The organism is Burkholderia sp. Bmkn7 (assembly GCF_041103175.1).
GTDB lineage: Bacteria > Pseudomonadota > Gammaproteobacteria > Burkholderiales > Burkholderiaceae > Burkholderia > Burkholderia cepacia.
The window spans coordinates 1,878,631-1,904,705 of sequence record NZ_JBGCUH010000002.1 but is presented as its reverse complement, the minus strand read 5'-3'; the positions used below and the strand labels follow the sequence as shown (position 1 = coordinate 1,904,705).

Genomic DNA, 26,075 nt, shown 5'->3' with positions numbered 1-26,075 from the left:
GCAATCGGCTGGCCGTCCTGTTCTTTCGTCTGTTGCGAACCACCTCGATGCAGGCGCCGCCCATGCAATGCGCGGCAGCGCCTTCATGCGGCCGCGCGTCGAGCCGGTTCAGGCTGCGCTGCACGGATCGGCTTCTTTGTGAGCCTTATCGTCTGACAAATACCGGCATCTGCCCGCATCTGCCCCTCATCGCTCATGACCCTCATTCAACTTAGACGTCGCGTTTGCCGACAGCAAGCGCAACGTGCACGACCCTCTTTCGGGCCCGGCGACAAGTGCCGCGAATTATATATGGAACCGGTTCCATTCAAAGGTACGCCAATGCAATTCAATGCATCGAAAATCGCAACAATTGAAAAGTCCGGAAGCCGGAACGCGAAAGGATTCGCGCGATTACCCGCTGACGCGGGCGTCAGGCAAAGGATTGTCGTGTGTCGGGTTTCGCGGAAGGCTGTGGCTTTCCAGCCACGCGGCGCACCGATGGGTGCCGGTTTGCATCGCGCTCTGGTAGCCTCCGCGTCTCATGAGACCACATAAGAATGAACTGCCGGCGGCCGACGCGACCCGCATCAGCCGAACCCTCAGCTACCTGCTGCGCCACGCGCCGCAAACGATCGGGCTGCGGCTCGACCCGGAAGGCTGGGCCGACATCGACGAACTGATCGCCGGCATCGCCCGCCTGGGGCATCCCATCGATCGCGCGACGCTCGAAACCGTCTGCGCGACCAACGACAAGCAGCGCTTCGCCCTCTCCGACGACGGCCGACGCATCCGCGCGGTACAAGGCCATTCGACGCCCGTCGTGCAGCGCAACTATCCGGCCGCGCAACCGCCCGAGCGTCTTTATCACGGCACCGCGACGCGCTTCCTGGATTCGATTCGGGCGCAAGGGCTGATACCCGGTGCCCGTCATCACGTGCATCTGTCGCCGGACATCCGGACCGCGCTGGCCGTCGGCACGCGCTACGGCGTGCCCGTGATTCTCGAGGTCGATGCGCAGCGCATGCATCGGCAAGGCCACACGTTCTTCGTCGCCGAAAACGGCGTATGGCTGACGGATACCGTGCCGGCGGAATACCTTACGGAACGGGAAGCGCCTAAGCGCTGAAACGCGCGTTCACCGCGGCCAGAACATCGACGCGATGGACAGCGCCAGCGCCGCACACAGCGGCGAGTAATACAGCGTGTCCATCCGTGCGAAACGCGACCCGCGAATCCGCTTGAAGAAGCCGACGTAACGGAAATCGCCGACGGCCCGCACCGCGAAGATCAATGCGAGCGCAACGACCGCGAACGAGATCGCGCCGGGATACGGGTTCGGCCCCAGCCAGCCGGCACGCGCGGCAACCACGCACGCGCCGCCCAGCAATGCCGCCGCGACGGCGAGCGTGCCGATGGCGGTCGGCCGCAGCAGCGGCTCGCCGTCCTGCTCCGGAATGGCCGCACGCTTGCCGCGCCGTCCGCCCAACGCCCAGTACACGTGAATGAGCGCGATCGCGCAAAGCGTCGGCACGCTGAAATACGCCCCGGTCATGTCGGTCAATGCCCTCGTCTCGTTGTGTCGTTATCTCGACGTGCTGCCGGCGAAGCGCCGGCGCGCGGCCCCGGGCCGCGACACCCGTGACGATACCGAAACCCGGCAGCCCCTGCATTGCGACCTCCGGTCGCAACCCGCCACGACCGATGTTGCAACGCAGTGCGCGCGGGCCGGCCGCTTGACTTCCCTCCGCGCACCACTACCCTGTTATTCCAGTACCGCGGTCGATACGCATCCGCGCGATCGGTCGCACGGCGCACCTGCACGACAACGATAACGAAGGCCATGGAGGCGACTCATGCTGATCGGCGTGCCGAAGGAGATCAAGAACCACGAATACCGTGTCGGCCTCACGCCGGCCGGCGCACGCGAACTCACTCGGCACGGCCACCGCGTGCTGGTGCAGCGCGGCGCGGGCACCGCGATCGGCCTGCTCGACAACGACTACACGGCCGCGGGCGCATCGCTCTGCGACGGTGCCGACGAAGTCTTCGCGCGCGCCGACATGATCATCAAGGTCAAGGAGCCGCAGCCGGCGGAATGCGCGATGTTGCGGCGCGGGCAGATCCTCTACACGTACCTGCATCTCGCGCCCGATCCCGGACAGGCCGCGGCACTCGTGAAGTCCGGCGCCGTCTGCATCGCCTACGAAACCGTGACGGGCCCGGGCGGCGGCCTGCCGCTGCTCGCGCCGATGAGCGAGGTGGCCGGGCGCATGTCGATCCAGGTCGCGGCGACCCACCTCGAAAGCCCGCGCGGCGGGCGCGGCCTGCTGATGGCCGGTGTGCCCGGCGTGCCGGCCGCGCACGTCGTCGTGCTCGGCGCGGGCGTGGTGGGCACCGGCGCGCTGCAGATGGCGGTCGGCCTCGGCGCGCGCGTCACCGTGCTCGACACCAACGTGAACCGGCTGCGCCAGCTCGACCTCGTGTTCGCCAACCGGATCGCGACCGTCTGCTCGAACGCGCACACGATCGACGAAGCCGTGCGCGATGCCGACGTCGTGATCGGCGCCGTGCTCGTGCCGGGCGCATCGGCGCCTCGGCTCGTCACGCGCGACATGATCGCGACGATGCGCACGGGGGCGGTCGTCGTCGACGTCGCGATCGACCAGGGCGGATGCTTCGAGACTTCGCACGCGACGACGCACGCGGACCCGACCTTCGTCGTCGACGGCGTCGTGCACTACTGCGTCGCGAACATGCCCGGCGCGGTCGCGCGCACGTCGACCTTCGCGCTGAACAACGCGACGCTCGGGCACGCGCTCGCACTCGCCGACAAGGGCTGGAAGCAGGCGATGACCGACGATCCGCATCTGCGCGCGGGCCTGAACGTGTGCGACGGGCACATCACATACGAAGCGGTCGCGCTGGCGCTCGGCCTGCCCTACGTGCCGGCGGCCGGCGTGCTGGCGTGACGTGACCGCCTTCACGCGCGGCGGGCGACCCACCCGCCGGTGCGTTCATGCGCCCTTCGAGCCGCGGCGCCTGGACGCGCCGTCCGCGCCCATCGTGCGTGCAAGCAGCGGCCTCAATTGCGCGAGCGTGCGCGTGTTCAGCACGTCGGGCCGCGTCAGCCAGCCGCGTCGCGCCTGATCGACGCCGTAGGCGAGATTGTCGAGTTCGTCCGTGCTGCACGCATCCGAGCCGATCGCCACCGGCACGCCGGCCTTCACGGCCTCGCGGCACCAGATGTCCGGCAGGTCGAGCCGCCGCGGCTGCGCATCGAGTTCAACGAAACAGCGGCGCGCCGCGGCGTGTGCGATCACGCGTGCCACGTCGAGTTCGCACGCGTCGCGCTCGCCGAGCACGCGGCCCGTCGGGTGCGCGAGAATCGTGAAATGCGGCTGGTCCATCGCGCGCAGCACGCGCGCGGTCTGCGCGTCGCGCGACAACTCGAAGCCGTCACGTACCGCACCGACCACGAGATCGAGCCGGCCGAGCAACGTGTCGGGCACGTCGAGGCTGCTGTCCTCGAGAATGCCGGCCTCCACTCCCTTGAGCAGCACGAAATCGTCGAATGACGCGTTCAGGCGGTCGATCTCGTCGAGTTGCCGGGCAAGCCAGTCGAAGCCGTTGCGGCCGCCGCCGGCATCCGGTGCCCGGTCGGTGATGGCCAGGTACGCGAATCCGCGCGCGTGCCGCATCGGCCATCGCGCGCAAGCTGTCGCGGCCGGCCGACGCGTCGGTATGCGCATGCAGGTCGCCATGCACCTGCTTGCGCTCGACCAGCGCCGGCAGCGTGCCCGTGCGCGCCGCGTCGATCTCGCCACGATCCTCGCGCAATTCGGGCGGGACTTCGTGCAGCCCGATCGCCGCGTAAACCGACGCCTCGGTCGCGCCGGCGATCCGCTCGTCGCCGCGAAACACGCCATATTCGTTGATCTTCAGCCCGCCGGCCTGCGCGATCCTGCGCAACGCGATGTTGTGCGCCTTCGATCCGGTGAAGTAGACGAGCGCCGCGCCGAATGCATCGGCATCGACGACGCGCAGGTCGACCTGCAACCCGTTCGCGAGCACGACGCTCGACTTCGTCTTGCCGTGCGCCAGCACGCGCGCCACCTCGCCGTAGCCGACGAACGCGTCGGCGACGGCCTGCGGATCGCGTGCGGTGACGAGGATGTCGAGATCGCCGACCGTCTCGCGGCGGCGGCGGAAGCTGCCGGCCGGCACGGCCTTGCCGACACCGGCAATCGCGCGCAGGCGTTCGAGCAGCGGCAGCAGCGAGTGCGCCGCATCCGGCAGCAGGAAGCGTTGGGGTTCGCGTTGCAGCCGGTCGTCGATCGCTTCGAGCAAATGGGCTTCGGTTTTCGCGCCGAAGCCGGGCAATTCACGCACGTGCCCGCTCTTCGCCTCGGCACGAAGCTGTTCGAGCGAATCGACGTGCAGCGCTTCATGCAGCGCCTTCACGCGTTTCGCGCCGAGCCCCGGCACGTCGAGCAGCTCGACGATCGCGCCCGGCAGCGCGTGACGCAGCGTTTGCTGCAATTCGCAGGTGCCGGTCGCGGCGATCTCGCGCAGCTTCGACGCGAGATCGGACCCGATCGACGGAATCTTCCCGAGATCGTCGCCGTTCGCGATCATCGTCGCGATATCGCGCCCGTAGTCCGCGATCGTGCGCGCGGCGTTGCGATACGCGCGCACCCGGAACGGATTGGCGCCCTGGATCTCGAGCATGTCGGCGATCTCGGCGAACACGGCCGCATACCCGGCATTGTGGATCGGCATGATCGGCGTGGCTCCCTTCCACGTGGATGGTGCCGCGCGCGTGCGCGACGCCGTCTGCCCGCGCGGTGCCGCATGCCGACGCCGCCGGGCGCACGTTCATCATCGTACGCCGGCCGCGCGTCGCGTGCTGCGACGTTGCGGCCCGACGTCAGAGGGTAGCGCGCGGCGTCGTGGCGTAGTGCCGCTCGTAGATCGACTGGCAATGCGTGCAGCGTTCGGCAGTCGGGCGCGCCAGCAGGCGCTCATAGCCGACCGAACCGTCGCAGTCGATGCATTCGCCGTAGCTGCCGTCGCGCATCCTCTGCTGCGCGCGGCCGACGGCGCGCAGTTCGGTCAGTTTCATGCCGATCAATGCATGATCGACGTCGACGAACAGGTCCGCATTCGCCTCGTCGCCCTCGTCCGGCGCCGCGCCGGCGAGATCTGCATAGGATTCCGACGCGCGCTGGTCTTCGCTCGTGCGGATCTCCGCACGTAACGTCTGCTCGCTCTCGTTCAGCCGCTGTTTCAGCGTCTGCCGTTGTTGTGCGTCGAGCGCCATGGCGTCTCTCCTGTTCCGGGTTCCGCGCGGAAAACGGTCGCGCGCAGTGTCGCGCCGGTGTGCGGCGGGCAAGGTTCCACCGGCGCCGCCGCGCCACGGATACGCGCCCGGACGCATCAGGCGCCGGACGCATGCGATGCAGGATAAACCCATTGAGCGGGTGTGTGTTGACCGGAATCAGCGTGCCCGCGATGCACGTGAAGGCTCGCGCAAACTGGGGACGGACGCGAAAACACGATGCAAGATTCACGCCGAAACGCCCCGTCAACGCGGCTGCAGCGCAGCAATTCGCCGCACGATCGCGTCTGTCCTTCGGTTCGACATCGATCCACCGACGGATTTGCCGGCGTGATTTACCTCACCGGACGATTCGCAATCCTCAAAAGGCATTCCGCCCGATAAAACCGCGCACGACCGTCAGCAGGATGATCTTCATGTCGAACCAGAAGCTCCAGTTCTGCATGTAGAACAGGTCGAACTTGACGCGCGCCTCCATCGCCTCGACCTTGCGCGTCTCACCGCGATAGCCGTTCACCTGTGCCCATCCGGTGATGCCGGGCCGCACGCGGTAGCGGTACATGTAGCAGTCGATCAGTTGCCGGTAAAGGTCGTCGTGTTCGATCGCGTGCGGACGCGGGCCGACGACGGACATCTGCCCGAACAGCACGTTGAAGAACTGCGGCAGTTCGTCGAGCGACGTGCGCCGCAGGAACGCGCCGACGCGCGTGATGCGCGCATCGTTGCGCGACGCCTGCCGCACGACGCCCGGTTGTGCGCGATGCACGCGCATCGTCCGGAACTTCAGGATATCGAACTCCCGGCCGTCGACGCCCTTGCGGCGCTGCCTGAACAGCACGGGCCCCGGCGACGACAGCTTGACCGCGATCGCCAGCATCGACAACAGCGGCAGCAGCGGAATCAGCACACCGAATGCGAACAGCCGGTCGAACGCGAACTTCGCCCACAGCTCCGGCGCCGAACGCGGCGTGGTCGCGAGATTGATCGCCGGCATGCCGAGCACGTCGGTCGCCGAGCGATCGACCATCGCCATCTGCCGCACGTCGGGCAGCAGCCGCAATTCCACGAACTCGTCGCGCAACTCGCGGACGATGCGCTGGATCCGCCACTCGTGCGACATCGGCAGCGTGAGCCATACCTCGTCGATCTCGCCACCGCGAATCAGGTCGCGCAGTGCGTTCCAGTCGTCGATCACCGGCACGCCGCCGATGCCGCCGGCGGCAGCCGGTGCGTCGTCATCGAATACGCACGCCGCCACGAAAGGCCCCTGCGGCGCGAGCTGCATCCGCTCGACCGCGACACGCCCGTACGCCGTCGCACCGACCACCGCGACGCGGCGCTGCCGCGCGCGCGGGTCGTCGCGCGTCAGTGCCAGCGCCAGCAGCGCGGCACGGCCGAGCAGCAGCGCCGCGTCGCCGGCCAGCACCGTGCGCGCGATCCAGCGTGTCGTGATCGTGCCGCCTCGGTTCATGATCCACATCGCGGCCGCCACCGTCAGCACGCTCGCGCAGACGAGCGCCACGATCGTCTGCGTCAGCGCATGCGTGCCGCCTTGCGGCGCCACGCTGCCGCGCGCGGCGCGCAGGTAGCGCGGCAGCAACGCCACGGTCAGCACGCACAGCAGCGCGATCGCGCCGCGCTGCGCGTCGGACAGCGCGCGCCACGCGAGGCCCGAGGCCGCCTGCGCCGCGAGCGCGCCGGCCAGCACGAGCACGGCGTCGGCCGCTGCGATCGCGGCACGCCGCATCGCATTCGTTCCACCGAACCTCGGGTGCATCGTCACGCACCATGTGCGGGGAACCCGCGACGCTCGTCCGGCATGCGGGGCCGAACGGGTGTCGGCCTTGCCGTCCCGCGCGTGCCGAGCAACCTGCGATAGTCGGCGCGAATCAGGTCGTAGCATTCACATGCGTGATGTTCGAGGCCGTCGCGGTCGAGCACCGTGATGCGGCCGCGGCGCTGCCGGATCAGCCCGGATTCCTGCAGGTTGCCGGCCGCTTCCGTCACGCCTTCGCGCCGCACGCCGAGCATGTTCGCGATCGTCTGCTGCGTGACCGCCAGTTCGTCGCCGTCGATGCGGTCGTGCGCGAGCAGCAGCCAGCGGCTGAGCTGCTCGCTGACCGAGTGATGCCGGTTGCACAGCGCGCCGCGCGAGATCTGCGCCATCGCTGCCTGGCAGTAGCTGAGCAGCAGCCGGTAGGTCGCCGGCGACCGCTCGAATTCGGCGCGCATCACGCAGCTCGGCACACGATAGGCCATCCCGCCGATGCGGACCTCGACCCGGTGCGACGCCGCGGCGCCACCGACCAGCGTCGCCAGACCGACCACTCCCTCGCGGCCGACCTGCGCCACCTCGACCATCGCACCGTCTTCCATCAGGTGCTGCACCGACATCATCGACGTCGTCGGGAAATGCACGTGGCGCATCGGTTCGCCGACCCGCTCGAGCATCCCGGCCTTGATCCTGACCAGTTCGAGATGCGGTGCGATGTTGCGGATGCTGTCCTCCGGGAGGGCATCGAGGATGGCATTCGCCGAGTAGCTCGAGTGAAGATGAAGCATGTCTGTATCCCTTTTATCGTCCGCGCCGCCTGCAGCCGCGGGCACGGAACTCGTTATCGCGATGCGCGCCCGGACGCCGGCAGTGGTTGCGGCCCACAACCCTGATTCCGACCGACCGTCGGCTTTGTTGCCGCCGGATCGAATCGGCCGTCCCGTTTCGACACGCCAGCCCGAATAAGCGATTTACGTGCCAAACCATGCCCATCCTTAATATATGAATCACGCCCGATTTAGATCGCCCGAATTACCGGCCCAAAACCAAAAAAAGCGTCTCATTTCCGGACACTCTTCCGGGCGCCGGACACCGCGAGCGATTTGACTGATCATTTCCCCTGCATCGAACCGAGACAGACACGGCGCGGCTCCCAGGCTTGTCGCTCATATACTTACAGTCGATTTTCAATTGTTTCCGTGATGTGCCCGGCAGCACTTCGCTGCGGCACCATGCCTCGCACGGCTGTTTGAAACTGTCTCAAATTTGAATCGACACACTAATTTCCGGCTCTGTCACCTGACGCACACTTCTCTCGCATCACATTGATTTTTATTGATATTTTCGCGACAACCCTTTAATTGTCAAAGAATGTTCAATGTCCGACCGGGACTTTCTTCGCACGCAGCACGGCACCGTTCGATTGATTCCCGTTCGACATCGAATGAATGCCGAACGTCCCATTCGATTTCCGGATGATTAATTCCGCTAAAACGAATCATTAAATCCGGATAACATTCCCGCCCGCCAAAAATCGTCAAACTTTGTGAAATGACGCAATGTGCAATTGATCGAATTCAATGGCGTGTTAGCCTTTTCGCGAGTATCGTCACTCCATTTCTGACGAACACAAGTCCGCACGATCGTGCGAATTCCCTATTTTCGGGGTATCGCCGAGACGACGCGCGACCGCCACCCTACGAGGATGCGCCGTGACTCACCAGGCCCCTGACACCGTCGCGTACGCGAACGGGATGATCGAGCTGTCCCACAGCTTCGATGCGAACCGGTTTCTCGCGGCCGTCGACCGCGACGATCTCGCGACATTCGTCCCCCACCTTCAACTCGTCCACCTGAAATCGGGGCAAGTGCTCTGCGAGCCCGGCGAAATGCTCGCCGCGGTCTACCTGCCCGTCACGACCGCGATTTCGCTGCAGTACGTGTCGTCCGGCGGCATGACGCTGGAAGTCGCGGAGATCGGCAGCGAGAGCGTCGCATGCGACGACGTGATCGGCGGCAGCGGCCGGATGCCCTGCCGGGCCGTGGCCTGCCGCGACGGGTTCGTCTACCGGCTCGACCGGCGCGTGTTCGCCGCCGCGTTCGACGCGTCGCCGGTCATTCGCCATCTCGTGTTCGTCTGCGTGCGGCTGCTGATGGCGCAGGTCTCGCAGATCACGTTCTGCAGCCGTCATCACGTGCTCAAACATCAGTTATGCAGATGGTTCCTGCTCGCGTACGACCGGACCCGCAGCATCGAGATCCAGGTGACGCACAGCATGCTGGCGCAGATGCTCGGCGTGCGGCGCGAAACGGTCACCGATGCCGCCGGCGAGATCCAGAAGCTGGGCCTGATCCGGCAATACCGGAGTTCGATCGAGCTCGCAGACCTCGACGGTCTCGAGAAAATGTCGTGCGGCTGCCGCGCGATCGTGCGTGACGAAATGAAGCGCATCCTGTCGGCCGACTCGGGTGTGCCGGCCGCTTCGCGCGCCTGACCCGCCGGCCCCACCCGCCCGCGCGGCGCTTCGGCGCTGCGCTTCCTCGATAAGCAGGGTTAGCGGTTTGTAGGGTGGCGAACAGAACGCCGTGCCTGCCAATGGTCTACTGATGCCGGACTGCCGGGGGGACGTCAGCGCGTATGCCGCGTCTGCCCCGAGCGGACGACACCACGCACGCCGGAGCAGCACGTGAAAAACGAAATCAGAACCATCCTGAAGCACGTCGCCCACCTCGAAGCCGCGATCGATTCGATCGGCGACGGGGACGACCTCTACGAAGCGGGCCTCTCGTCGCTCGACACGATCCAGCTGATGCTCGCGATCGAGAAGCAATTCAACATCGAGATTCCCGACGAGATGCTGAACCGCAACCTGTTCCGCAGCATCGACGCACTCGCGGACACGATCGCCACGCTGCAACGCACCGAGCATTCCGCATGAGCGCGCTGCTTCCCGAACTCGCGACCGACAGCGATGCGCATCGGCTCGACGAGGCCGCGCATGCCGTCGCACAGATCGCCGCGCAGCACGCGGACGCGGTCGACCGGGACGCGCGCTGCCCCGTCGAGGCGATCGAGGCGATGCGCGCGCGCCGCCTGCTCGGCGCAATGGTGCCGACCCATCTCGGCGGCGCTGGCGCGTCGCTGGCGGACATCGCGTCGGCCTGCTCGATTCTCGGCCAGGCCTGCGCGTCGTCGGCCATGGTGTTCGCGATGCACCAGATCCAGGTCGCCTGCATCGTCGACCACGCGGTCGACCAGGGCTGGCACAAGCTGTTCCTGCAGCAACTCGTGCGCCACCAGTGGCTGCTCGCATCGGCTACGTCGGAAAACGGCGTCGGCGGCAACCTGCGCGCGAGCCAGTGCGCGCTCGAAACCGACGGCGGCGAGTTCCGGCTGCGCAAATCCGCGCCGACGATCTCGTACGGCGACTATGCGGACGGCATCCTCGCGACCGCACGACGCGATGCGGACGCCCCGGCTTCCGAGCAGGTACTCGTCACGCTGCTGCGCGACGGCTACACGCTCACGCGCCGCGGCGAATGGGACACGCTCGGGATGCGCGGCACCTGCAGCAACGGTTTCGAGCTCGACGCGCAAGGCGCCGCCGTCCAGTGCCTGCCGGTGCCGTTCGCGAAGATCGCCGAGGAAACGATGGTGCCGGTGTCGCACATCCTGTGGGCCGCGGTCTGGATCGGCGTGGCCGGCGATGCGTTCCATCGCGCGCACCAGTTCTTCCGCGCACAGGCACGCCAGACCGACGGCGCACCGTCGCCCGCGTCGCGACGCATCGCCGAATCGCTCGCGCTGATGCAGGCGATGCAGGCCCGCGTCGACAACGTGCTGCGCCTTCATGCGAATGCGACCGCGCGCTCGTGGTCGGCCGGGATGGCCTGGGCCGCCGAGATCAACACGCTGAAGACCTACGTGTCGACGACCGCGCTGGAAGTCGCGCACCAGGCCATGATGATCTGCGGGATGGCCGGCTACAAGCAAGGCACGCCGTTCAGCATCGGCCGCCACATTCGCGACCTGCATGCGGCGCCGCTGATGATCAGCAACGACCGCATTGCCACCAATACCTCGAACCTGCTGCTCGCGCTGCGTCCTGCGACGCTGGAGAAACATACGTGAACGATCGCCTTGCCGTGCCCTCCGCCGCCTCCGCTCCCGCCGACGCACCGCTCGACCGCGCGGGCGTCAACCCGCTGCGCGACGAACTGATCGACGCGGGCCTGCTGGTCTCGACCGGCATCCAGGGCCTGTTCGGCCGCAGCGAACGGTTCGAGCGCGTCGTGGAAGCGCTCGACGCGTTCGTCACGCGCATCGGCGCCGACCAGCAGGCCGAAGTGCTGCGCTTCCCGCCGGCCATGAGCCGCATCGAGTTCGAGCGCAGCGAATACATGAAGAGCTTCCCGCAGCTCGCGGGCAGCGTGCACGCGTTCTGCGGCGACGAGCATCAGCACCAGCGCCTGTTGCAGTGTCTCGATCGCGGCGACGACTGGACCGAAAACCAGAAGCCGACCTACGTCGTGATGACGCCGGCCGCGTGCTACCCCGTCTACCCTGTCGTCGCACGCGCGGGCGCGCTGCCGGCCGACGGCCGGATCGTCGACGTATTCTCGTACTGCTTCCGCCACGAGCCGTCGCTCGATCCGACCCGCATGCAGCTGTTCCGGATGCGCGAATACGTGCGGATCGGCACGCCCGAGCAGATCGTCTCGTTCCGCGAGACCTGGATCGAGCGCGGCACGCGAATGATCGAGGCGCTGCGCCTGCCCAACGCGATCGACCTCGCGAACGACCCGTTCTTCGGGCGCGGCGGCAAGATCGTCGCGAACAGCCAGCGCGAGCAGAACCTGAAGTTCGAGCTGCTGATCCCGATCGAGCATGACGATCGCCAGACCGCCTGCCTGAGCTTCAATTACCACATGGACCATTTCGGGCTGCTGTGGAACATCCGTACCGCGACGGACGAGGTCGCGCACACGGGCTGCGTCGGCTTCGGCCTCGAACGGCTCACGCTCGCGCTGTTCCGCCACCACGGCTTCGACATCGATGCATGGCCGCGTGAAGTCCGCGACGTGCTGTGGGGCACGCGATGAGATTCGTGTCCCGCGACGGCGAAGACGCGTCGTTCGAGGATGTGCGCCACCGTGCGCGCCACTACCGGCCGCATCCGCTGCACAGCCAGGAGATGGTCTGGAAGCAGACCAACTGCTACGTCGACATGTGGCTCGAAGTGCTCCGGTGGTGGGGCTTCAATCCGTACGCGGCGCTGCCGTTTACGATCGCGCTCGATTTCGAGGGCGACCAGTTCACGTTCTTCAAGTTTCCGCACGACGAACTGGAGCGGCTGTACGGCATCGTCGTGCAGGAGCACTCGATCTACGAACCGCTCGACCGCCACATCGAGACGCAGGTCGCGCGCGGTCACCTGATGATCGTCGAAGTCGACGCGTGGTTCCTGCCCGATACGCGCGGCAGCAGCTACCGCACGCAGCACACGAAGACGACGATCGGCGTCGATGCGATCGACCGCGCGAATCGCCAGATCGGCTACTTCCATAACAGCGGTTATTACGTGGCCGAGGATTTCGACTACGACGGGCTCGTCGGCGGCAGCTCGCCGATGACGCTGCCACCCTATGTCGAATGCGCGAAACGGCGGTTTGCGCCGCTCGACGAGCGCACGCTGTGCGAGACGTCGCTCGCCGCGCTGCAGCGCCACCTGCGGCGCCTGCCGGTGGTCGACCCGATCGCCGCGTTCCGGCGGCAATTGCAGACCGACGCGCGGACGCTCGCCGATTCGCCGCTCGAGCGCTTTCATGCGTACTCGTTCAACTCGGTGCGGCAGCTCGGCGCGAACTTCGAGCTGTTCGGCCATTACGCGCGCTGGCTGCAGGCCAGCGGCTGCGTCGGGCCGTTCGCCGAGATCCGCGCCGCGTGCGACCGCATCGCGTCCGAGGCGATGGTGCTGGAATTCCGGCTCGCGCGCGCCTGCGCGCGCGGCAAGGAGGAACGCGGCGATTCGACGCTCGAAGCGATCGAGGCCGCCTACGCGGACGTGGTCGCATGCGCACGGCAGATCGCCTTGCCGCTGCGGCACATGACGCCCGTGCACAGCGACGCGGCGGCACCCGTGCCGGTCATGCGGTGACGCGCACGCGCGCCCAACCCGCGTGGTCGATGCTGGCGACGGCCGCGGGGGCCGCACGGGAACCGCGCGATCTCCCGGCCGCCGGCAACGGCTGGATTCCGGCGGCCGTGCCCGGTACCGTGGCCCAGTCGCTCGCGCTCGCCGGCCGGCTCGACGAAGCCGTATCGCTCGACGAGCGCGACCACTGGTACCGGATCGAACTGCGCGGACACGGGCCGCGCGTACTGCGCTTTCACGGCCTCGCGACGCTCGCTCAGGCGTGGCTCGACGACACGCCGATCCTCCGCTCCGACAGCATGTTCGTCGCGCACGACGTGCCCGTGTCGCTCGACGGGTCGCACCGGCTGACCCTCTGTTTCCGCGCGCTCGCCCCGCACCTGCGCGACGCGCGCGCGCCGCGCCGCGCGCGCTGGCGCACGCGCCTCGCGGAGCCGGCGGCCCTGCGCACGAGCCGCACGTCGCTGTTCGGGCACATGCCCGGCTGGTTTCCGCCGCATGTGCCGACCGGCCCGTGGCGGCCCGTGGACGTGCTCGATCCGGCCGACGGGCCCGTGCTCGCCGATTGCAACCTGCACGCGCGCATCGAAGGCGACACCGGCTGGCTCGACGCGGACCTGACGTTCGCCGCGCCGCTGCCCGACGCGCTCGCGGCACGGCTGTCGTGCGGCCAGCACCACGCCACGCTCGAACGTGCGGGCCCCGACCGCCTGCGCGCAAGCGTCGCGGTGCCCAACGTGTGCCGCTGGTGGCCGCATACGCACGGCGAGCCGGTGCTGTACGACATTGCGCTGCATATCGGCGACGAACGTCGACCGCTCGGCGCGACGGGCTTCCGCACGATCGACGTCGACCCCGGTGCCGACGGCAAGGGCTTCGGGCTGCGCGTCAACGGCGTGCCCGTGTTCGCGCGCGGCGCGTGCTGGAGCAGTGCCGCGCCGCTCGCGCTGCACGCGGACGACGCCACCTACGCCCGCCTGCTCGGGCTCGCGCGCGACGCCGGCTTCAACATGATCCGCGTCGGCGGCACGATGACCTACGAAGCCGACGCCTTTCACGCGTGGTGCGACCGGCTCGGGCTGCTGGTCTGGCAGGATTTCATGTTCGCGAACTTCGACTACGCGCTCGACGATCCCGCGTTCGCGGCCAACGTCGATCGCGAAGCCCGACAGTTCCTCTCGCGTCACGGCGCATCGCCGTCGCTTGCCGTCCTGTGCGGCGGCAGCGAGATCGCGCAGCAGGCCGCGATGTCCGGGCTCGGGCCGAAGCAGCGCTTCCTCGAGCTGACCGCCGACCGGCTGGCCGGCCATGCGGCCGCATGCCGGCCCGACGTCCCGTACGTGCCCGATTCGCCCGACGGCGGCGTGCTGCCGTTCATGCCGCGCGAACGCGTGTCGCACTATTACGGTGTCGGTGCCTACCTGCGCCCGCTCGATGACGCGCGCCGCGCGGACGTGCGCTTCGCGAGCGAATGCCTCGCGTTCTCGAACGTGCCATGCGACGCGACGCTCGCCGAGCTCGGCTGGCCCGGCGTGCACGAGCCGCGCTGGAAAGCCGCCGTGCCGCGCGACCCCGGCACGTCTTGGGATTTCGAGGACATTCGCGACCACTATCTGCAGACGCTGTACGACGTCGTGCCCGACCGGCTGCGGCGCGAGGATCCGGCGCGCTACTTCGAACTGTCGCGCGCGGTGGTCGCCGACCTGATGCGCGAGACGTTTTCCGAATGGCGGCGCACCGGCTCGCGCTGCGCCGGCGCGCTCATCTGGCAGTTCCAGGACGTGATGCCGGGCGCCGGCTGGGGGGTAATCGACGCCGCGCACCGGCCGAAATCGGCGTGGCACGCGCTGCGCCAGGTGCTGCAACCCGTACAGGTGCTGCTCGTCGACGAAGGCCTGAACGGGCTCGACGTGCATGTCGTCAACGAGCGCCCCGCGCCGCTGTCGGCGGCGCTCGAACTGGTCGCGTTGCGCGACGGCCGCACGGCGGTTGCACGGGCCGGCTGCCCGGTTCGGATCGCCGCGCACGACACCGTGCGGATCGGTTCGGCCGAGCTGCTCGGCCGTTTCTTCGACTGGACCTACGCGTACCGCTTCGGGCCCTGCGAACACGACACCGTCGTCGCGACCCTGCGCGGCGACGATGGCACCCTGCTGTCGCAGGCATTCCATTTCCCGTCCCGTACGCATCCGGCGGTGCTGGCGCGCCGCGAACTCGGGCTGGAGGCGTGTGTGTCGCGCACCGGCGACACGTGGCACGTCGACATCGATACACGGCACGTCGCACGCCATGTGCAAATCGATGCGCCGGGATTCGTGCCGCGCGACGACTGGTTCCATCTCGCGCCCGGCACGCCGGCGCGCGTGGTGCTCGTTCCACTTGGAACAGCCGGGAAGAATGGGGCCGCGGATGAACCGCCGGCCGTGGAAATCCGCGCCGTGAATGCCGCGCGCGCGGTGCGCGCCACGCAGGCCGGTTGACGCGGCGCTCGCGGCTGCGCACGCCGCGAGCGCCCCGGTCGAATCTCAGTCGGACGAGCCCGTCCCGCGCGGACGCTCGATCCCGTATGCCTCCATCCAGCGGTACAGCGTCGCGCGCGACACCCCGAGCTCGCGCGCCGAAGCCGCGACGCGCCCGCGCGTGCGCAGCAGCGCTGTTTCGATTGCCTCGCGCTCGATCGACTTGCGGATGTCGGCCACCGACGGCGACGCCGCATCGAGACAGTATTCGAGCTCGAGATCCTGCGCGGTGATCAGGCGGCCTTCCGTCATCACGACCGCGCGGCGCACGCGGTTGATCAGTTCGCGAACGTTGCCGGGCCAGTCGTGCTTGTACAGTGCCGTGATCGCATCCGTCGAGAAGCCGCGTACGCGATGGCGCGCGTCGCCGCGGAAGCGTTCGAGCATGTGATGCGCGAGCAGCTCGATGTCCTTGCCGCGCGCGCGCAGCGGCGGCTGGTCGATGCGCATCACGCACAGCCGGTGGAACAGGTCGGCCCGGAAGCGCCCCTCCGCCATCGCGTCGCGCAGGTCGACGTGCGTCGCCGACACGATCCGGACATCGACCGGCACCGGATCGCTGCCGCCAAGGCGATGGATTGCACGCTCCTGCAGAAAGCGCAGCAAGCTTGCCTGGCTCTCGTGCGGCAGGTCGCCGATCTCGTCGAGTAGCAGCGTGCCGCCGTTCGCCGCTTCGACATAACCGATCTTGCGCGCGTTCGCGCCGGTAAACGCGCCGCGTTCGTAGCCGAACAGCTCGGATTGCAGCAGATGGGGCGGAATGGCGCCGCAGTTGACCGCGACGAACGGGCCGTTGCGGCGCTCCGAATGGCGATGGATCGCGACGGCCGTCAACTCCTTGCCGGTTCCCGTTTCGCCGAACACGAACACCGGTGCGTCCGTGCGCGCGAAGCGCCGCACCGTATCGAACAGTCGCAGCATCGCGCTGCAGGTGCCGACGATGCCTTTCTCTTCGGATTCGAGCCGTTCGCGATCGCGCGCGAACAGGCATTCCATGCCGTACGCATGGCCGACCGTATCGGCGATCCGCTGGTGCGACGCCGGCAACGTGACGTAATCGAAGCAATAGTCGCGCAACAGCGCGCGCACGTTCGGCGACGCCGTCTGGCCGACGTCGACGAGCGCGACCCAGACGACGTCGCGCATCGACGCGCAGGTCGACGCAATGCTGCCGATCGCGTCGGCGTGGCCGCCGCTCAGGTCGAGGATGCCGCAGGTGATCTCGCCGGATGTGTCGCGCAGCTCGCTCGCCTGCGCGACGATCGACACTTTCCAGTCGCGTCGCGACAGTTCCTTTCGCAGCATGACGGACGGCGACTGCGTCCAGTAAATCAGCGGACGCTGCCCGTTACCACTCCCCGCGCCGGCGCTCTTATCGCGCGTTATTGGCATATTCATAACGAACCATCACTTTCTCCACTCCGCGAACCGTTCGCGTGCGCTGCGGCCGGCGGCGCATGGCCGCCTTTCCGCGCTGCGTTTCCGCAGCTTTGGCGAAGATCGAAACTGCACACGGCGAGAACCCCCGGAGGTCGAGCCGGATGTCATCCGGCCTCGTTGTCATCCAACTCGAAGGGAACGCGCGGCTGCGGGAGCCACGACGTTCCCGCTTTGAAGCGACCCGCCGTCAAGGCGGAGCGCGTCGGCAGACGGGAATGCCGCCGGCATGTGCGTCACGTCGTACACGACAGTGGCGCCCGATGCCGAACCGGATGGCTGCCAACCCGCTTCCGGAATGACCGCCGCATTTCATCCGCATCTGAATTTACACCCCGTTTCGAGATGGTCGTGTTACCAAAAGATAATCCTGAATCAACCGGTTACGCGACCTGTCGCACCGCACCGCGCGTGTTTGTTCACTGAGATTTGATTATCTACGAGCATTCCAGTCAATCAGTGGCAAATACTACTTTTCCGCAAGATGGGGGCGGTCGATTGCATGTGATATCCATCGAAATCCCCCTGAAAGGTCGGCACCGCATTTCATTTTCCACATAATCGGGCCCACCGCCGGCAGGCCGCATCGTATCGCGACCGCATGCGGCCTGCTCGTCCCGCACTGGTCCTGCTCTTGTCCGGCACTTGTCCCGCACTTGTTCGTTACATGCCGTAATCAACCAGGCCGCGTCGTGCATCCCGTTCCGCGGTGCCGGCACACGGCGAAACGCTCGCCGCGCACGCCGGTCGTCCTCCGGCGAATCGTCGCGGCCAGACGCGATGCCGATCGTGCCGACCGCCGCCCCCCGCAGTGCAGCATGGCGACGCCCGGTCGCGTCACGCCCGTGTCCTGCGATCCGTCTGTAAGGATGCGGGCCGCCCGTTGTCGTAATCGGCCACGCCAGACCGCCTGATCGCCGGCCGAGGCGCCGACGCATCGCCGCGGTGGCGCGTGCGTGCAGACAATGGCGTGGGGATGAGGGACGCGTGTGCCGCGCGGGCGCGCACGACCCGGAAGGAATTCGACGAGGCTCGACACGGTCTGCCCATGCGATGCAGCCGACCGCGAGCGTGTGCCCGGCACCGCCATGCACGATCGCCCCGTCGTGAATGCTCGAAATCTTCAAGTCCTGCCCCGGTTCTTTATTGACGTTCGATGTTGGCTGGCCGCGCATCGAGGCGGGCCGCGACGATGGGTCAATTATGGAAAAGCACGGGCCGCCGCGGTGTGTGCTACCGCACTTTTCGGCGCTCGCGCGGCAGGCCGAGCTATGCGTGCCGCGCCGGCCGCGCGAATCCGGAGCGAGAGTACGCTTTCGAACAGACCGGCGCACGGCGCACCCGGATGATGAGAATCGCCGCACCGCACGGAACGATCGCGTCCGCGCGGCACGGCGTGCCGAAGGCATCACGCGAGGACAGCATCATGGAATGGCATTGTTGTGAATTCGAACATCTGGGCGCCGTCGATCTCTACGCAATCCTGCGCGCGCGCAACGCCGTGCTGGTGGTCGAGGACGCGCACACGCATCTCGACATCGACGGCAAGGACGCCGGTGCGCTGCATGTCTATGCGACCGTACGCGACGGCGACACGATGGAAGTCGCGGCCTATGCACGCATCCTGCCCGGCGACGACATCGACCCGGACGCCGTGATCGACAAGGTGCTGACGAGCGAGCGCCGACGCGACGACGCGACGCTCGAGCAGCTGATCGGGCGCGCCCTCACCGCCGCGCAGGCGGCGTGGCCCGACGCCGCGGTGCGCACGCACGTCCCGGCACCGCGCCAGGCGTTCTACAAGCGTTTCGGATTCCGCAAGGCCTACGGCCCGTATCTCGAACAGGGTGCGCCGTTCGTCGGCCTGGTGCGGCCCAGCGACCGCGCGGCAGGCGCGCTGCGCGGCCTGCTGCAGCGGGTCGTTTCGGCACACCGGTCGCGCGACGACGACGCACGTGCCGACAGCCGTACACACAACCGGCTGCCCGCCGACACCGGAGCCAATCGATGACCCGCACCCTTCGCCCGGTTCCCGATCCCGACCTGCCGCGCATCCTGCCGGTGATTCTCGCCGGCGGCTCCGGCACCCGGCTGTGGCCGCTGTCCCGCGAGCAGTATCCGAAGCAGTTGATCGAGCTGATTTCGAACGAATCGCCGCTGTCGGCGACGGCGCGCCGCCTGAACGGCATCGCGAACGCGTCGCTCGGCGACACGTTGCTGCTGGTCTGCGGCGAACAGCATCGCATCATGAGTGCCGCGCAGGTGGTCGGTCGCGCGGCGCCGGCCCGCATCCTGCTCGAACCGGCCGCGCGCAACACCGCGCCCGCGCTGACGCTTGCGGCGCTCGACGCGAGCCAGCTCGCGGACGATCCCGTGCTCGCGGTGATGCCCGCCGATCACGTGATCACCGACGTCGGCGCGTTCCAGGACGCGATCGCGCGCGCGGCGCGCTACGCGCAGGAAGGGGCGATCGTCACGCTCGGCGTGCTGCCCCGACGCGCGGAGACGGGCTACGGCTACATCCAGGTCGGCGAGCCGCGCACGGGCCGCCACGGTGGCCAGGGCGGCTACGCGATCGGGCGCTTCGTCGAAAAACCCGATGCGACGCTGGCCGAACGCTACCTGCAATCCGGCGATTACTGGTGGAACAGCGGGATTTACGTAACGCGCGCATCGGTCTGGCTGAAGGCGATCGGCGCACTCGCACCGGACATCCATGCGGCCTGCGAAACCGCGTGGCGCGCGGGCATTCCCGAGGATCCGTTCTTCCGGATCGATGCGGCGGCCTTCGACACGTGCCCGTCGGACTCGATCGACTACGCGGTGATGGAACGGCTCGCGGAGCACGGCGAACTCGGCATCGAAGGCATCGTGGTGCCGCTCGCGGCCGGCTGGTCGGATGTCGGTACCTGGGATGCGATCTGGGAAATCATGCCGAAGGACGATCACGGCAACGTCGCGCGCGGCCCGATCGTGTTCGAGGACACGCAGGACAGCCTCGTGCGTTCGGAGGGCCGCCTGATCGCGTGCGTCGGGATGAAGGACGTCGTCGTGATCGAGACGCCCGATGCCGTGCTGGTCGCGAACAAGCATGACGTGCAGCGCGTGAAGAACATCGTCGAGCGCCTGAAGACCGACCGGCGCCCGCAGGCGCGCGAGCACCGCAAGGTGCAGCGGCCGTGGGGGCACTACGATTCGATCGATCTCGGCCAGCGCTTCCAGGTGAAGCGGATCGTCGTCGAGCCTGGCAAGCGGCTGTCGCTGCAGATGCACTATCACCGCGCCGAGCACTGGATCGTCGTGCGCGGCACCGCGAAGGTGACGCGAGGCAGCGAGACGTTCCTGCTGTGCGAGAACGAGTCGACGTACATCGCGGTCGGCGAAGTGCATCGCCTCGAGAATCCCGGCCGGATTCCGCTCGAAATCATCGAAGTGCAATCGGGCGATTATCTCGGCGAGGACGATATCGTTCGGTTCGACGATCAGTATGGGCGGGCGGTCGAGGCACGGGCGGCGCAATCGGCCCCGGTTGCGTCACAGAAAACGCACGTTCCGACGGCTGCACCGGACGTCGCTTGACAAGCATGTGTCGACCACGCCACCGCGTGCGTAGAAAACCGATGCGCGGCCACTCACGCTTCGCTCGCCCAATGTAAGGCATCGCACCCAGCACGTCGTGCGTGCGTAGCACAATGCTTCAGACACGTGGCGTTTCGCGCTCTCGCCATGTCGGCACTCGATCGATCGGATCGAGCCCGCGGCAAAGTCGACATATCGCGCGCCTGAGCGACGCGGAACGGATAAGGAAAGACCGGTTCCATTACATCCCGTCACTTAGTTATACATATCTTTTTGATGTATTCCATCAACCGAATTGAATGCCGTCGACGTGGCGGCCCGTCAGATATTCGATTTTGCGGTCGACTGCGCAGTATCCGGTCGAACAGGCAGGCCAGAAGATGACCACCCAAAGAATCGTTCATATTGTCGAAGCGTTTGGCGGGGGCGTGCTTTCGATGCTCGTCCATCTCGCCAATCACGCAGCGGCAACGGGTGTCGATGTGACCGTTTTGCATTCCATTCGTCCCGAAACGCCGGCCGATTTCCAGACGCTCTTCCGGCCCGACGTCAAACTCGTCCACGTCGGCATGGCTCGCGAAGTCAGTGTCAGGAACGACCTGATCGGTTTGCGCGCGCTGGTCCAATGCCTGCGCGAATGCCGTCCGACGGTGATCCATCTTCATTCGTCGAAGGCCGGTGTACTGGGGCGGGCCGCTGCAAGAATTGCCGCGCCTGCCGCAAAGGTGCTCTATTCCCCGCATGGTCTCTCGTTTTTGCGCTGCGATGTTTCCCGCGCGAAACAGTTCGCCTACCTGAGTTTCGAGCGAGCGGCAGCCCTCCTCGGCGGAACCATTGTCGCCTGCTCGGACAGCGAGCTCAGGGAGGTCAAGGGAAGAATTCGGGCGAAATCGGCAGTGCTGGTGGAGAACGGCGTCAACGTCGCCGAGATTCCTTCGCGCCGTGCGCGTGACGATCGCAAGATTGCGATCGGAATGAGCGGTCGCGCGTCGTTCCAGAAAAATCATCAAGCCTTCGTGCAACTGGCATCCGAACTGCACGACTCCGACGTCGAGTTTCTCTGGATTGGCGGTGACGCAGGCGAAATTCCGGATCCCCGTGACAGTCGGGCAATCGTCTGCAGCGGCTGGGTGACGCGTTCGCGCGCACTCGAGCTGACGTCCGGGCTGGACATCTACGTCCAGACCTCCCGATGGGAAGGCATGCCGGTGGCGCTGATCGAAGCCCAGGTGGCCGGCCTGCCCGCCGTGGTGACGGACGTCGTCGGCAACCGCGACGTGGTCATTCACGGCGTAACCGGATACGTCGCGTCAAGTGTCGACGAGATGGTGCGGTATGTCGCCCTGCTCCGCGACGACCGGCAGCTCCGGGAACAAATGGGGGAATCGGCCCGAAAGTTCGCGCTCCATCGGTTCTCGATGAATTCCATCTTCAGGCAGTGGCATTCCCTTTACGGGTTGAATGTGCACCCGCGTCGCGCTGATACCCGGTATTTCGAGCATGCCGCGCCGGAGCACGTCAAGGCTTGACGGTTTGCAGACGTCGGGAACCGTGCGCGTCGGCCCCGACAGCAATGCACTCGTCATATTGCTCGCTCGGCCTTCAGCAATCGAACCGATGCGCGCCATGAACGCGATACCGACGCCGCTGTTCAGCATGATGCGCACGCGCCCGGCTGCGCCTCGATTTCACCGGATTTGACATGAGCAACCCCAAAGAACCCAGGAAACCCCGGAAACTCGTCTACAACGGTCGTTTCGCCACTCAGAAAACGACAGGGGTACAACGCGTCGCGCGCGAGTTGATCTCTGCACTTGTCCGGACGCAGCCGCAAGATTCCGTCACGCTCCTGGTTCCCCCGCATACCGACACCGTGGTGAGCGGCACGAAGACGGTCAAGGTCGGTTTCGCCAAGGGCGTGATCTGGGAACAACTGGTCCTTCCGCTTTTTGCACGCCGCGACCGCATCGTCAACCTGAGCAATTCCGGTTCCATTTTCCTTGGCAACCAGATCATCTATATGCACGATGCCGCGGTGTTCGACACCCCCGCGCACTTCTCCCGCCCATTCCGGGCATGGTATCGGATCATGTTCTGGATTTTGGCGCGCACTTCCGTTTGCGTATTGACCAACTCCAGCTTCTCGCGCGATCGCCTGGCGCACCACTGTGGTGTTTCAACCGACAAGATCAGCGTCGTGCCACTGGGTGCAGACCATCTCGACGCACTGAAACCCGACCCGAGCGTATTGAACGAGCACGCGCTCACGCCGGGCCGGTTCGTGTTGGCGGTCAGCAGCATGAACCCCACCAAGAACTTCCGACGGCTGATCGAGGCGTTTCGTCAAATCGACGACCCATCGGTGGATCTCGTCATCGTCGGCATGCGCAATGCCGCCGTGTTCGGCACGCAGGACGATATCTCCGCGCCCGAACCGAACATCAAGTACGCCGGGTACATCAGCGACGAAAAGCTGAAGGCGCTGTATCAGCATGCGGCCTGCTTCCTTTATCCGTCGATCTACGAGGGGTTCGGCATACCGCCCCTCGAGGCGATGCGATACGGTTGCCCGACCCTGGTGGGACGATCGGCGGCATTGCCTGAAGTCTGCGCCGATGCCGCACTCTATTGCGACCCCTACTCGTCGAACGACATTGCGGAAAAACTGCGCAATCTGCTCGACTCCGCCGAACTCCGGGAGGATCTGAAACACCGGGGATCCATTCACGCCAGGCAATACAGCTGGAGCAAGAGCGCCGAAATCATGACCCGGATATTCGACAGACTTTAAGGCAGCCGACGCGCATCGTCGAGCGCACGCGAACGGACTGGCGCCGGCGCGAGTCGAGCCGGATCAAATCCGCATCGCTTCGACGTTCATGGCGAACAAGCGCCCGCCGCAAGCCCGCAAGCACTCGTCCGCGTGGGCCAACGCCCCTACGATGCCGTTATCGACCGTGGCAAACGGCATCAGCCATACGGCGTTGCAACGCCAGCCTCCCCCCGCTACACCGGTGCCGCAACAAGAATCCGCGACACCGGGGGTCCGACATTACACGCGCTGGCGCTCGGTCGAGGGAACCGGAAAACCACGCGTGCGCACGCGTTCGACGACCGGCCGGGTCGATCCCGTGTATGTATTGAACACGTACCCCGTGATATCGCCACCGATGCTCCGCAACCGCGACAACGCGGTCTCGACGTCGGCCGCGCGTGTCATGCCGCTGCGCGACACAAGGACGTGCGCGTCGCACTTCACGCCGACGATGCCGAGCGCATCGTTGTTCGGCAGCAGCGGCGGCCCGTCGATGACGACGAAGTCGTATTGCTCGCGCATCGCCAGGATGAGTGTCATGAAACCGGATCCTTCCAGCAACTCGCCGGGTGACGTCTTGACCGGAGCACCTGCCGGCATGATCGACAGGTGGCTGCCCGCGACGGGCAGCGTCACGGTATCGGGCGACACCGAGCCGTCGAGCACCTGCGCGAGGCCCGGCCCCCCGGCCATCGACGAAACACGCAAGTCGGCGTTGATCAGCAGCACGCTTGCGGTCGTTCCCGCCAACAGATACGCCAGATTCGACGACACGAAACTGCAGCCGACGCCCGCCGTCACCCCCGTGAGCAGCAGGACCTTGCCACGCTCGCTGTCATCGCCATGCGTCGCGAGCGCGGCCTTCAGGCTCGCTCGCAATGCACGCACGGATTCGATCCCCGCATCGTCGGGATGTGCCGCGGCCAACGGCAACGCGGTCGGGCGCGGCCCGCCGGGCAGCGCTGCCAATGCCGGCGACGACGCCACGATCGCGAGACAGGGGCTATCGGTCAACCTCGCCAGCGCGGCCGGTGAATGCAGTTCACGCCGGTACAGCGACAGCAGATGCACGCCCGTCAGTGCAAGGAACACGCCAGCCAGCAGTGCGCCAAGCACGACGATGCCCCGCTTGGGCCAGACCGGACGGAACGGCGCAACCGCCCAGTCGACGGCCGTCACGCCCGGCGACGCGCTGGAAATGGTGAGCTCGAGCTGCTGCGCGTTGGTCAGCACACTCGTGTAGAGCTGCGTCGCGATCGTCACCTGGCGTGACAACCGCACGAATTCGCGCTGCGTCGTGGGCAACCTGGCCGCCGTTGCGCTCGTGTCACGGATCTCGCGCTTCACCTGGTCAAGCTGCGATTGCACGGTCTGGTACTGGAAGCTCTTTGGCAGAAAGCGCTGTCTGACGTCGTCCAGCGAGATCTGTAACGCGGTCTGGTGTTCTGCCAGCGTGTTGAGGCGGGTGATCAGCGCGGCGCCTTGCTGATCGACGTCGATCGCACCGTTCTGCGTCCGGTACCGGTTCAGATCGTCCTCGGCCTTCTGCAAGTCCTGCTTCAGGACCGGCAGCCGCTGGCGCAGCGAGTCGAGATTGCGTCGCGCACGATCGGTTCGAAACGCGAGATCACGCTGCAGATACTGCTGCACGATCGCGTTGACCATGTTCTTCGCTTCCCGCGCGCTATCCGCCTGGTAGCTGAGCCGAATCATCGAAGGCGACTCAAGGGTCGAGTCGCGGTTCGGCACGACCGTCTTCAGATGCTTCGATACGTTTTCGTATACGAGCGGCTCCGGCTGCTTGCGCACCGTGAATGCGATACCCGGACGCGCGCGCAGCACGTCGACGCGCAACCGGCCGGCCGTACTTTCGCCGGGCAGCCGGAACGGCACCGTTTCACCAACCTTGCCGTGCGCAAGCGTACGGTTGTCGTCGTCCTGGAGCGTCCAGGTGTTCGCGTCGTCCGCGACGATCCTGAATCGATCGCCAAGCGCGTTCGCAGGAATCGAGAATTCACCGATGTCGAGCCGCTCGCCGCCCCACGCGTAACCGGTCAGCCCGAGCGGCGCCGGCGCGAGCGTGTCGTCCGCATCGAAGCGCGACGCAACGAATGAGCCGATCACCGGAAACCGGCTTGCATTGCGGATATCCAGATCGGCACCGGTCGCATCGATTGCGCTGTCGATGACTGCGCGCGAAATCAGCATCTCGCTTTCGTCGGAGGCAGACGGCGATGCTGCGATCGTTCCGGAAACGTCCGAGAGCGAACTGATCGACGAACCGGGTTTGGTCTGGACGCGCAGCAGTGCTTCGGCGCGATACTGTGGCGTGGCCAGTAGCGCGTACAGCACGCCCGCGACGAACGTGACGCCGATCGTTGCGAAGAACAGGCGGCGATGCTGCTTGACGGCTTGCCAAAGCTGCGTCATCCCGGATTCGTCCGGTGCCCGCTGCGGGGGCTGGATGTTTCGTGCG

At 66.7% G+C, this 26,075-nt stretch carries 19 protein-coding genes and 1 pseudogene; 13 read left to right on the top strand and 7 right to left on the bottom strand.

Translation table 11 applies throughout. From position 1 onward, the window contains the following. The first annotated feature begins 523 nt into the window (after nt 1–523). Nucleotides 524–1,108, top strand: a complete 585-nt coding sequence (locus AB3K92_RS14455) for an RNA 2'-phosphotransferase (protein WP_059485034.1) — start codon at nt 524–526, stop codon at nt 1,106–1,108. 9 nt (nt 1,109–1,117) lie between these two features. Here AB3K92_RS14455 and AB3K92_RS14450 read toward each other — a convergent pair whose 3' ends face one another. Further along, on the bottom strand, nt 1,118–1,534 hold the full coding sequence (locus tag AB3K92_RS14450) for a DUF3995 domain-containing protein (RefSeq protein WP_042977744.1): 417 nt from the start codon (nt 1,532–1,534) through the stop codon (nt 1,118–1,120). A 301-nt stretch (nt 1,535–1,835) separates the two neighbouring features. Here AB3K92_RS14450 and ald point away from each other — a divergent pair, with 301 nt between their 5' ends. Next, nucleotides 1,836–2,951 carry an alanine dehydrogenase gene (ald, locus tag AB3K92_RS14445; protein WP_027791421.1) on the top strand — a complete coding sequence of 372 codons (1,116 nt, stop codon included), beginning with the start codon at nt 1,836–1,838 and terminating at the stop codon, nt 2,949–2,951. Nucleotides 2,952–2,996: 45 nt separating this feature from the next. Here ald and polX read toward each other — a convergent pair. From polX to AB3K92_RS14425, 4 genes and pseudogenes are all read right to left on the bottom strand, one after another. Next, a pseudogene (gene polX, locus AB3K92_RS14440) lies at nt 2,997–4,761 on the bottom strand (DNA polymerase/3'-5' exonuclease PolX). Between the two features lie 148 nt (nt 4,762–4,909). Next, nucleotides 4,910–5,302: a TraR/DksA family transcriptional regulator gene (locus AB3K92_RS14435; protein ID WP_021160664.1), complete on the bottom strand. Its 393-nt coding sequence runs from the start codon at nt 5,300–5,302 to the stop codon at nt 4,910–4,912. Nucleotides 5,303–5,681: 379 nt separating this feature from the next. Further along, the gene (locus AB3K92_RS14430; RefSeq protein ID WP_257250598.1) at nt 5,682–7,067 is read right to left on the bottom strand and encodes an undecaprenyl-phosphate glucose phosphotransferase; all 1,386 of its coding nucleotides are present in this window, start codon (nt 7,065–7,067) and stop codon (nt 5,682–5,684) included. Nucleotides 7,068–7,099: 32 nt separating this feature from the next. Further along, nucleotides 7,100–7,882: a Crp/Fnr family transcriptional regulator gene (locus tag AB3K92_RS14425; RefSeq protein WP_021159458.1), complete on the bottom strand. Its 783-nt coding sequence runs from the start codon at nt 7,880–7,882 to the stop codon at nt 7,100–7,102. Between the two features lie 924 nt (nt 7,883–8,806). Between AB3K92_RS14425 and AB3K92_RS14420 the strand changes: the two genes are divergently transcribed. The 6 genes from AB3K92_RS14420 (at nt 8,807) to AB3K92_RS14395 (ending at nt 15,729) form a co-directional block, all read left to right on the top strand. Then, nucleotides 8,807–9,589: a Crp/Fnr family transcriptional regulator gene (locus AB3K92_RS14420; protein ID WP_175850445.1), complete on the top strand. Its 783-nt coding sequence runs from the start codon at nt 8,807–8,809 to the stop codon at nt 9,587–9,589. 192 nt (nt 9,590–9,781) lie between these two features. After that, nucleotides 9,782–10,033 (top strand): acyl carrier protein, encoded by a 252-nt coding sequence (locus tag AB3K92_RS14415; protein ID WP_006490451.1) that lies wholly within the window; start codon nt 9,782–9,784, stop codon nt 10,031–10,033. Then, on the top strand, nt 10,030–11,226 hold the full coding sequence (locus AB3K92_RS14410; RefSeq protein ID WP_021159460.1) for an acyl-CoA dehydrogenase family protein: 1,197 nt from the start codon (nt 10,030–10,032) through the stop codon (nt 11,224–11,226). The genes AB3K92_RS14415 and AB3K92_RS14410 overlap by 4 nt, the downstream gene beginning before the upstream one ends. Further along, nucleotides 11,223–12,197: an amino acid--[acyl-carrier-protein] ligase gene (locus AB3K92_RS14405; RefSeq protein ID WP_021159461.1), complete on the top strand. Its 975-nt coding sequence runs from the start codon at nt 11,223–11,225 to the stop codon at nt 12,195–12,197. The genes AB3K92_RS14410 and AB3K92_RS14405 overlap by 4 nt, the downstream gene beginning before the upstream one ends. Next, entirely contained in the window at nt 12,194–13,252 is a 1,059-nt protein-coding gene (locus tag AB3K92_RS14400; RefSeq protein WP_048021943.1) for a DUF1839 family protein, read from the top strand. Before AB3K92_RS14405 ends, AB3K92_RS14400 begins: the two co-directional genes overlap by 4 nt. Continuing rightward, the gene (locus AB3K92_RS14395) at nt 13,249–15,729 is read left to right on the top strand and encodes a glycoside hydrolase family 2 protein (RefSeq protein ID WP_369465310.1); all 2,481 of its coding nucleotides are present in this window, start codon (nt 13,249–13,251) and stop codon (nt 15,727–15,729) included. The genes AB3K92_RS14400 and AB3K92_RS14395 overlap by 4 nt, the downstream gene beginning before the upstream one ends. A gap of 45 nt (nt 15,730–15,774) precedes the next feature. Here the strand turns inward: AB3K92_RS14395 and AB3K92_RS14390 are convergent, their stop codons facing one another. Then, entirely contained in the window at nt 15,775–17,166 is a 1,392-nt protein-coding gene (locus AB3K92_RS14390) for a sigma-54 dependent transcriptional regulator (RefSeq protein ID WP_042975033.1), read from the bottom strand. Nucleotides 17,167–18,315: 1,149 nt separating this feature from the next. Here AB3K92_RS14390 and AB3K92_RS14385 point away from each other — a divergent pair. From AB3K92_RS14385 to AB3K92_RS14365, 5 genes are all read left to right on the top strand, one after another. Continuing rightward, a complete protein-coding gene (locus AB3K92_RS14385; protein WP_155630114.1) occupies nt 18,316–18,651 on the top strand; it encodes a hypothetical protein in 336 nt (111 codons plus the stop codon). Further along, a complete protein-coding gene (locus AB3K92_RS14380) occupies nt 18,632–19,216 on the top strand; it encodes a GNAT family N-acetyltransferase (RefSeq protein ID WP_021159466.1) in 585 nt (194 codons plus the stop codon). Before AB3K92_RS14385 ends, AB3K92_RS14380 begins: the two co-directional genes overlap by 20 nt. Further along, nucleotides 19,213–20,784: a mannose-1-phosphate guanylyltransferase/mannose-6-phosphate isomerase gene (locus tag AB3K92_RS14375; RefSeq protein WP_021159467.1), complete on the top strand. Its 1,572-nt coding sequence runs from the start codon at nt 19,213–19,215 to the stop codon at nt 20,782–20,784. Before AB3K92_RS14380 ends, AB3K92_RS14375 begins: the two co-directional genes overlap by 4 nt. Before the next feature lie 380 nt (nt 20,785–21,164). Beyond that, on the top strand, nt 21,165–22,313 hold the full coding sequence (locus AB3K92_RS14370; protein WP_042975056.1) for a glycosyltransferase: 1,149 nt from the start codon (nt 21,165–21,167) through the stop codon (nt 22,311–22,313). 173 nt (nt 22,314–22,486) lie between these two features. After that, nucleotides 22,487–23,575: a glycosyltransferase family 1 protein gene (locus AB3K92_RS14365; protein WP_111997552.1), complete on the top strand. Its 1,089-nt coding sequence runs from the start codon at nt 22,487–22,489 to the stop codon at nt 23,573–23,575. A 261-nt stretch (nt 23,576–23,836) separates the two neighbouring features. Here AB3K92_RS14365 and AB3K92_RS14360 read toward each other — a convergent pair whose 3' ends face one another. Continuing rightward, complete coding sequence (locus tag AB3K92_RS14360) at nt 23,837–26,029, bottom strand: GNVR domain-containing protein (RefSeq protein ID WP_369465309.1); 2,193 nt, start codon at nt 26,027–26,029, stop codon at nt 23,837–23,839. Nucleotides 26,030–26,075: the final 46 nt, after the last annotated feature.

Excerpts from the sequence above, each read along its gene's own strand:
- AB3K92_RS14455 (WP_059485034.1), top strand. The coding sequence starts at position 524 with ATGAGACCACATAAGAATGAACTGCCGGCGGCCGACGCGACCCGCATC.
- AB3K92_RS14450 (WP_042977744.1), bottom strand. The coding sequence starts at position 1,534 with ATGACCGGGGCGTATTTCAGCGTGCCGACGCTTTGCGCGATCGCGCTC.
- ald (WP_027791421.1), top strand. The coding sequence starts at position 1,836 with ATGCTGATCGGCGTGCCGAAGGAGATCAAGAACCACGAATACCGTGTC.
- AB3K92_RS14435 (WP_021160664.1), bottom strand. The coding sequence starts at position 5,302 with ATGGCGCTCGACGCACAACAACGGCAGACGCTGAAACAGCGGCTGAAC.
- AB3K92_RS14430 (WP_257250598.1), bottom strand. The coding sequence starts at position 7,067 with ATGCGGCGTGCCGCGATCGCAGCGGCCGACGCCGTGCTCGTGCTGGCC.
- AB3K92_RS14425 (WP_021159458.1), bottom strand. The coding sequence starts at position 7,882 with ATGCTTCATCTTCACTCGAGCTACTCGGCGAATGCCATCCTCGATGCC.
- AB3K92_RS14410 (WP_021159460.1), top strand. The coding sequence starts at position 10,030 with ATGAGCGCGCTGCTTCCCGAACTCGCGACCGACAGCGATGCGCATCGG.
- AB3K92_RS14400 (WP_048021943.1), top strand. The coding sequence starts at position 12,194 with ATGAGATTCGTGTCCCGCGACGGCGAAGACGCGTCGTTCGAGGATGTG.
- AB3K92_RS14390 (WP_042975033.1), bottom strand. The coding sequence starts at position 17,166 with ATGAATATGCCAATAACGCGCGATAAGAGCGCCGGCGCGGGGAGTGGT.
- AB3K92_RS14385 (WP_155630114.1), top strand. The coding sequence starts at position 18,316 with ATGCTCGAAATCTTCAAGTCCTGCCCCGGTTCTTTATTGACGTTCGAT.
- AB3K92_RS14380 (WP_021159466.1), top strand. The coding sequence starts at position 18,632 with ATGGAATGGCATTGTTGTGAATTCGAACATCTGGGCGCCGTCGATCTC.
- AB3K92_RS14375 (WP_021159467.1), top strand. The coding sequence starts at position 19,213 with ATGACCCGCACCCTTCGCCCGGTTCCCGATCCCGACCTGCCGCGCATC.
- AB3K92_RS14370 (WP_042975056.1), top strand. The coding sequence starts at position 21,165 with ATGACCACCCAAAGAATCGTTCATATTGTCGAAGCGTTTGGCGGGGGC.
- AB3K92_RS14365 (WP_111997552.1), top strand. The coding sequence starts at position 22,487 with ATGAGCAACCCCAAAGAACCCAGGAAACCCCGGAAACTCGTCTACAAC.
- AB3K92_RS14360 (WP_369465309.1), bottom strand. The coding sequence starts at position 26,029 with ATGACGCAGCTTTGGCAAGCCGTCAAGCAGCATCGCCGCCTGTTCTTC.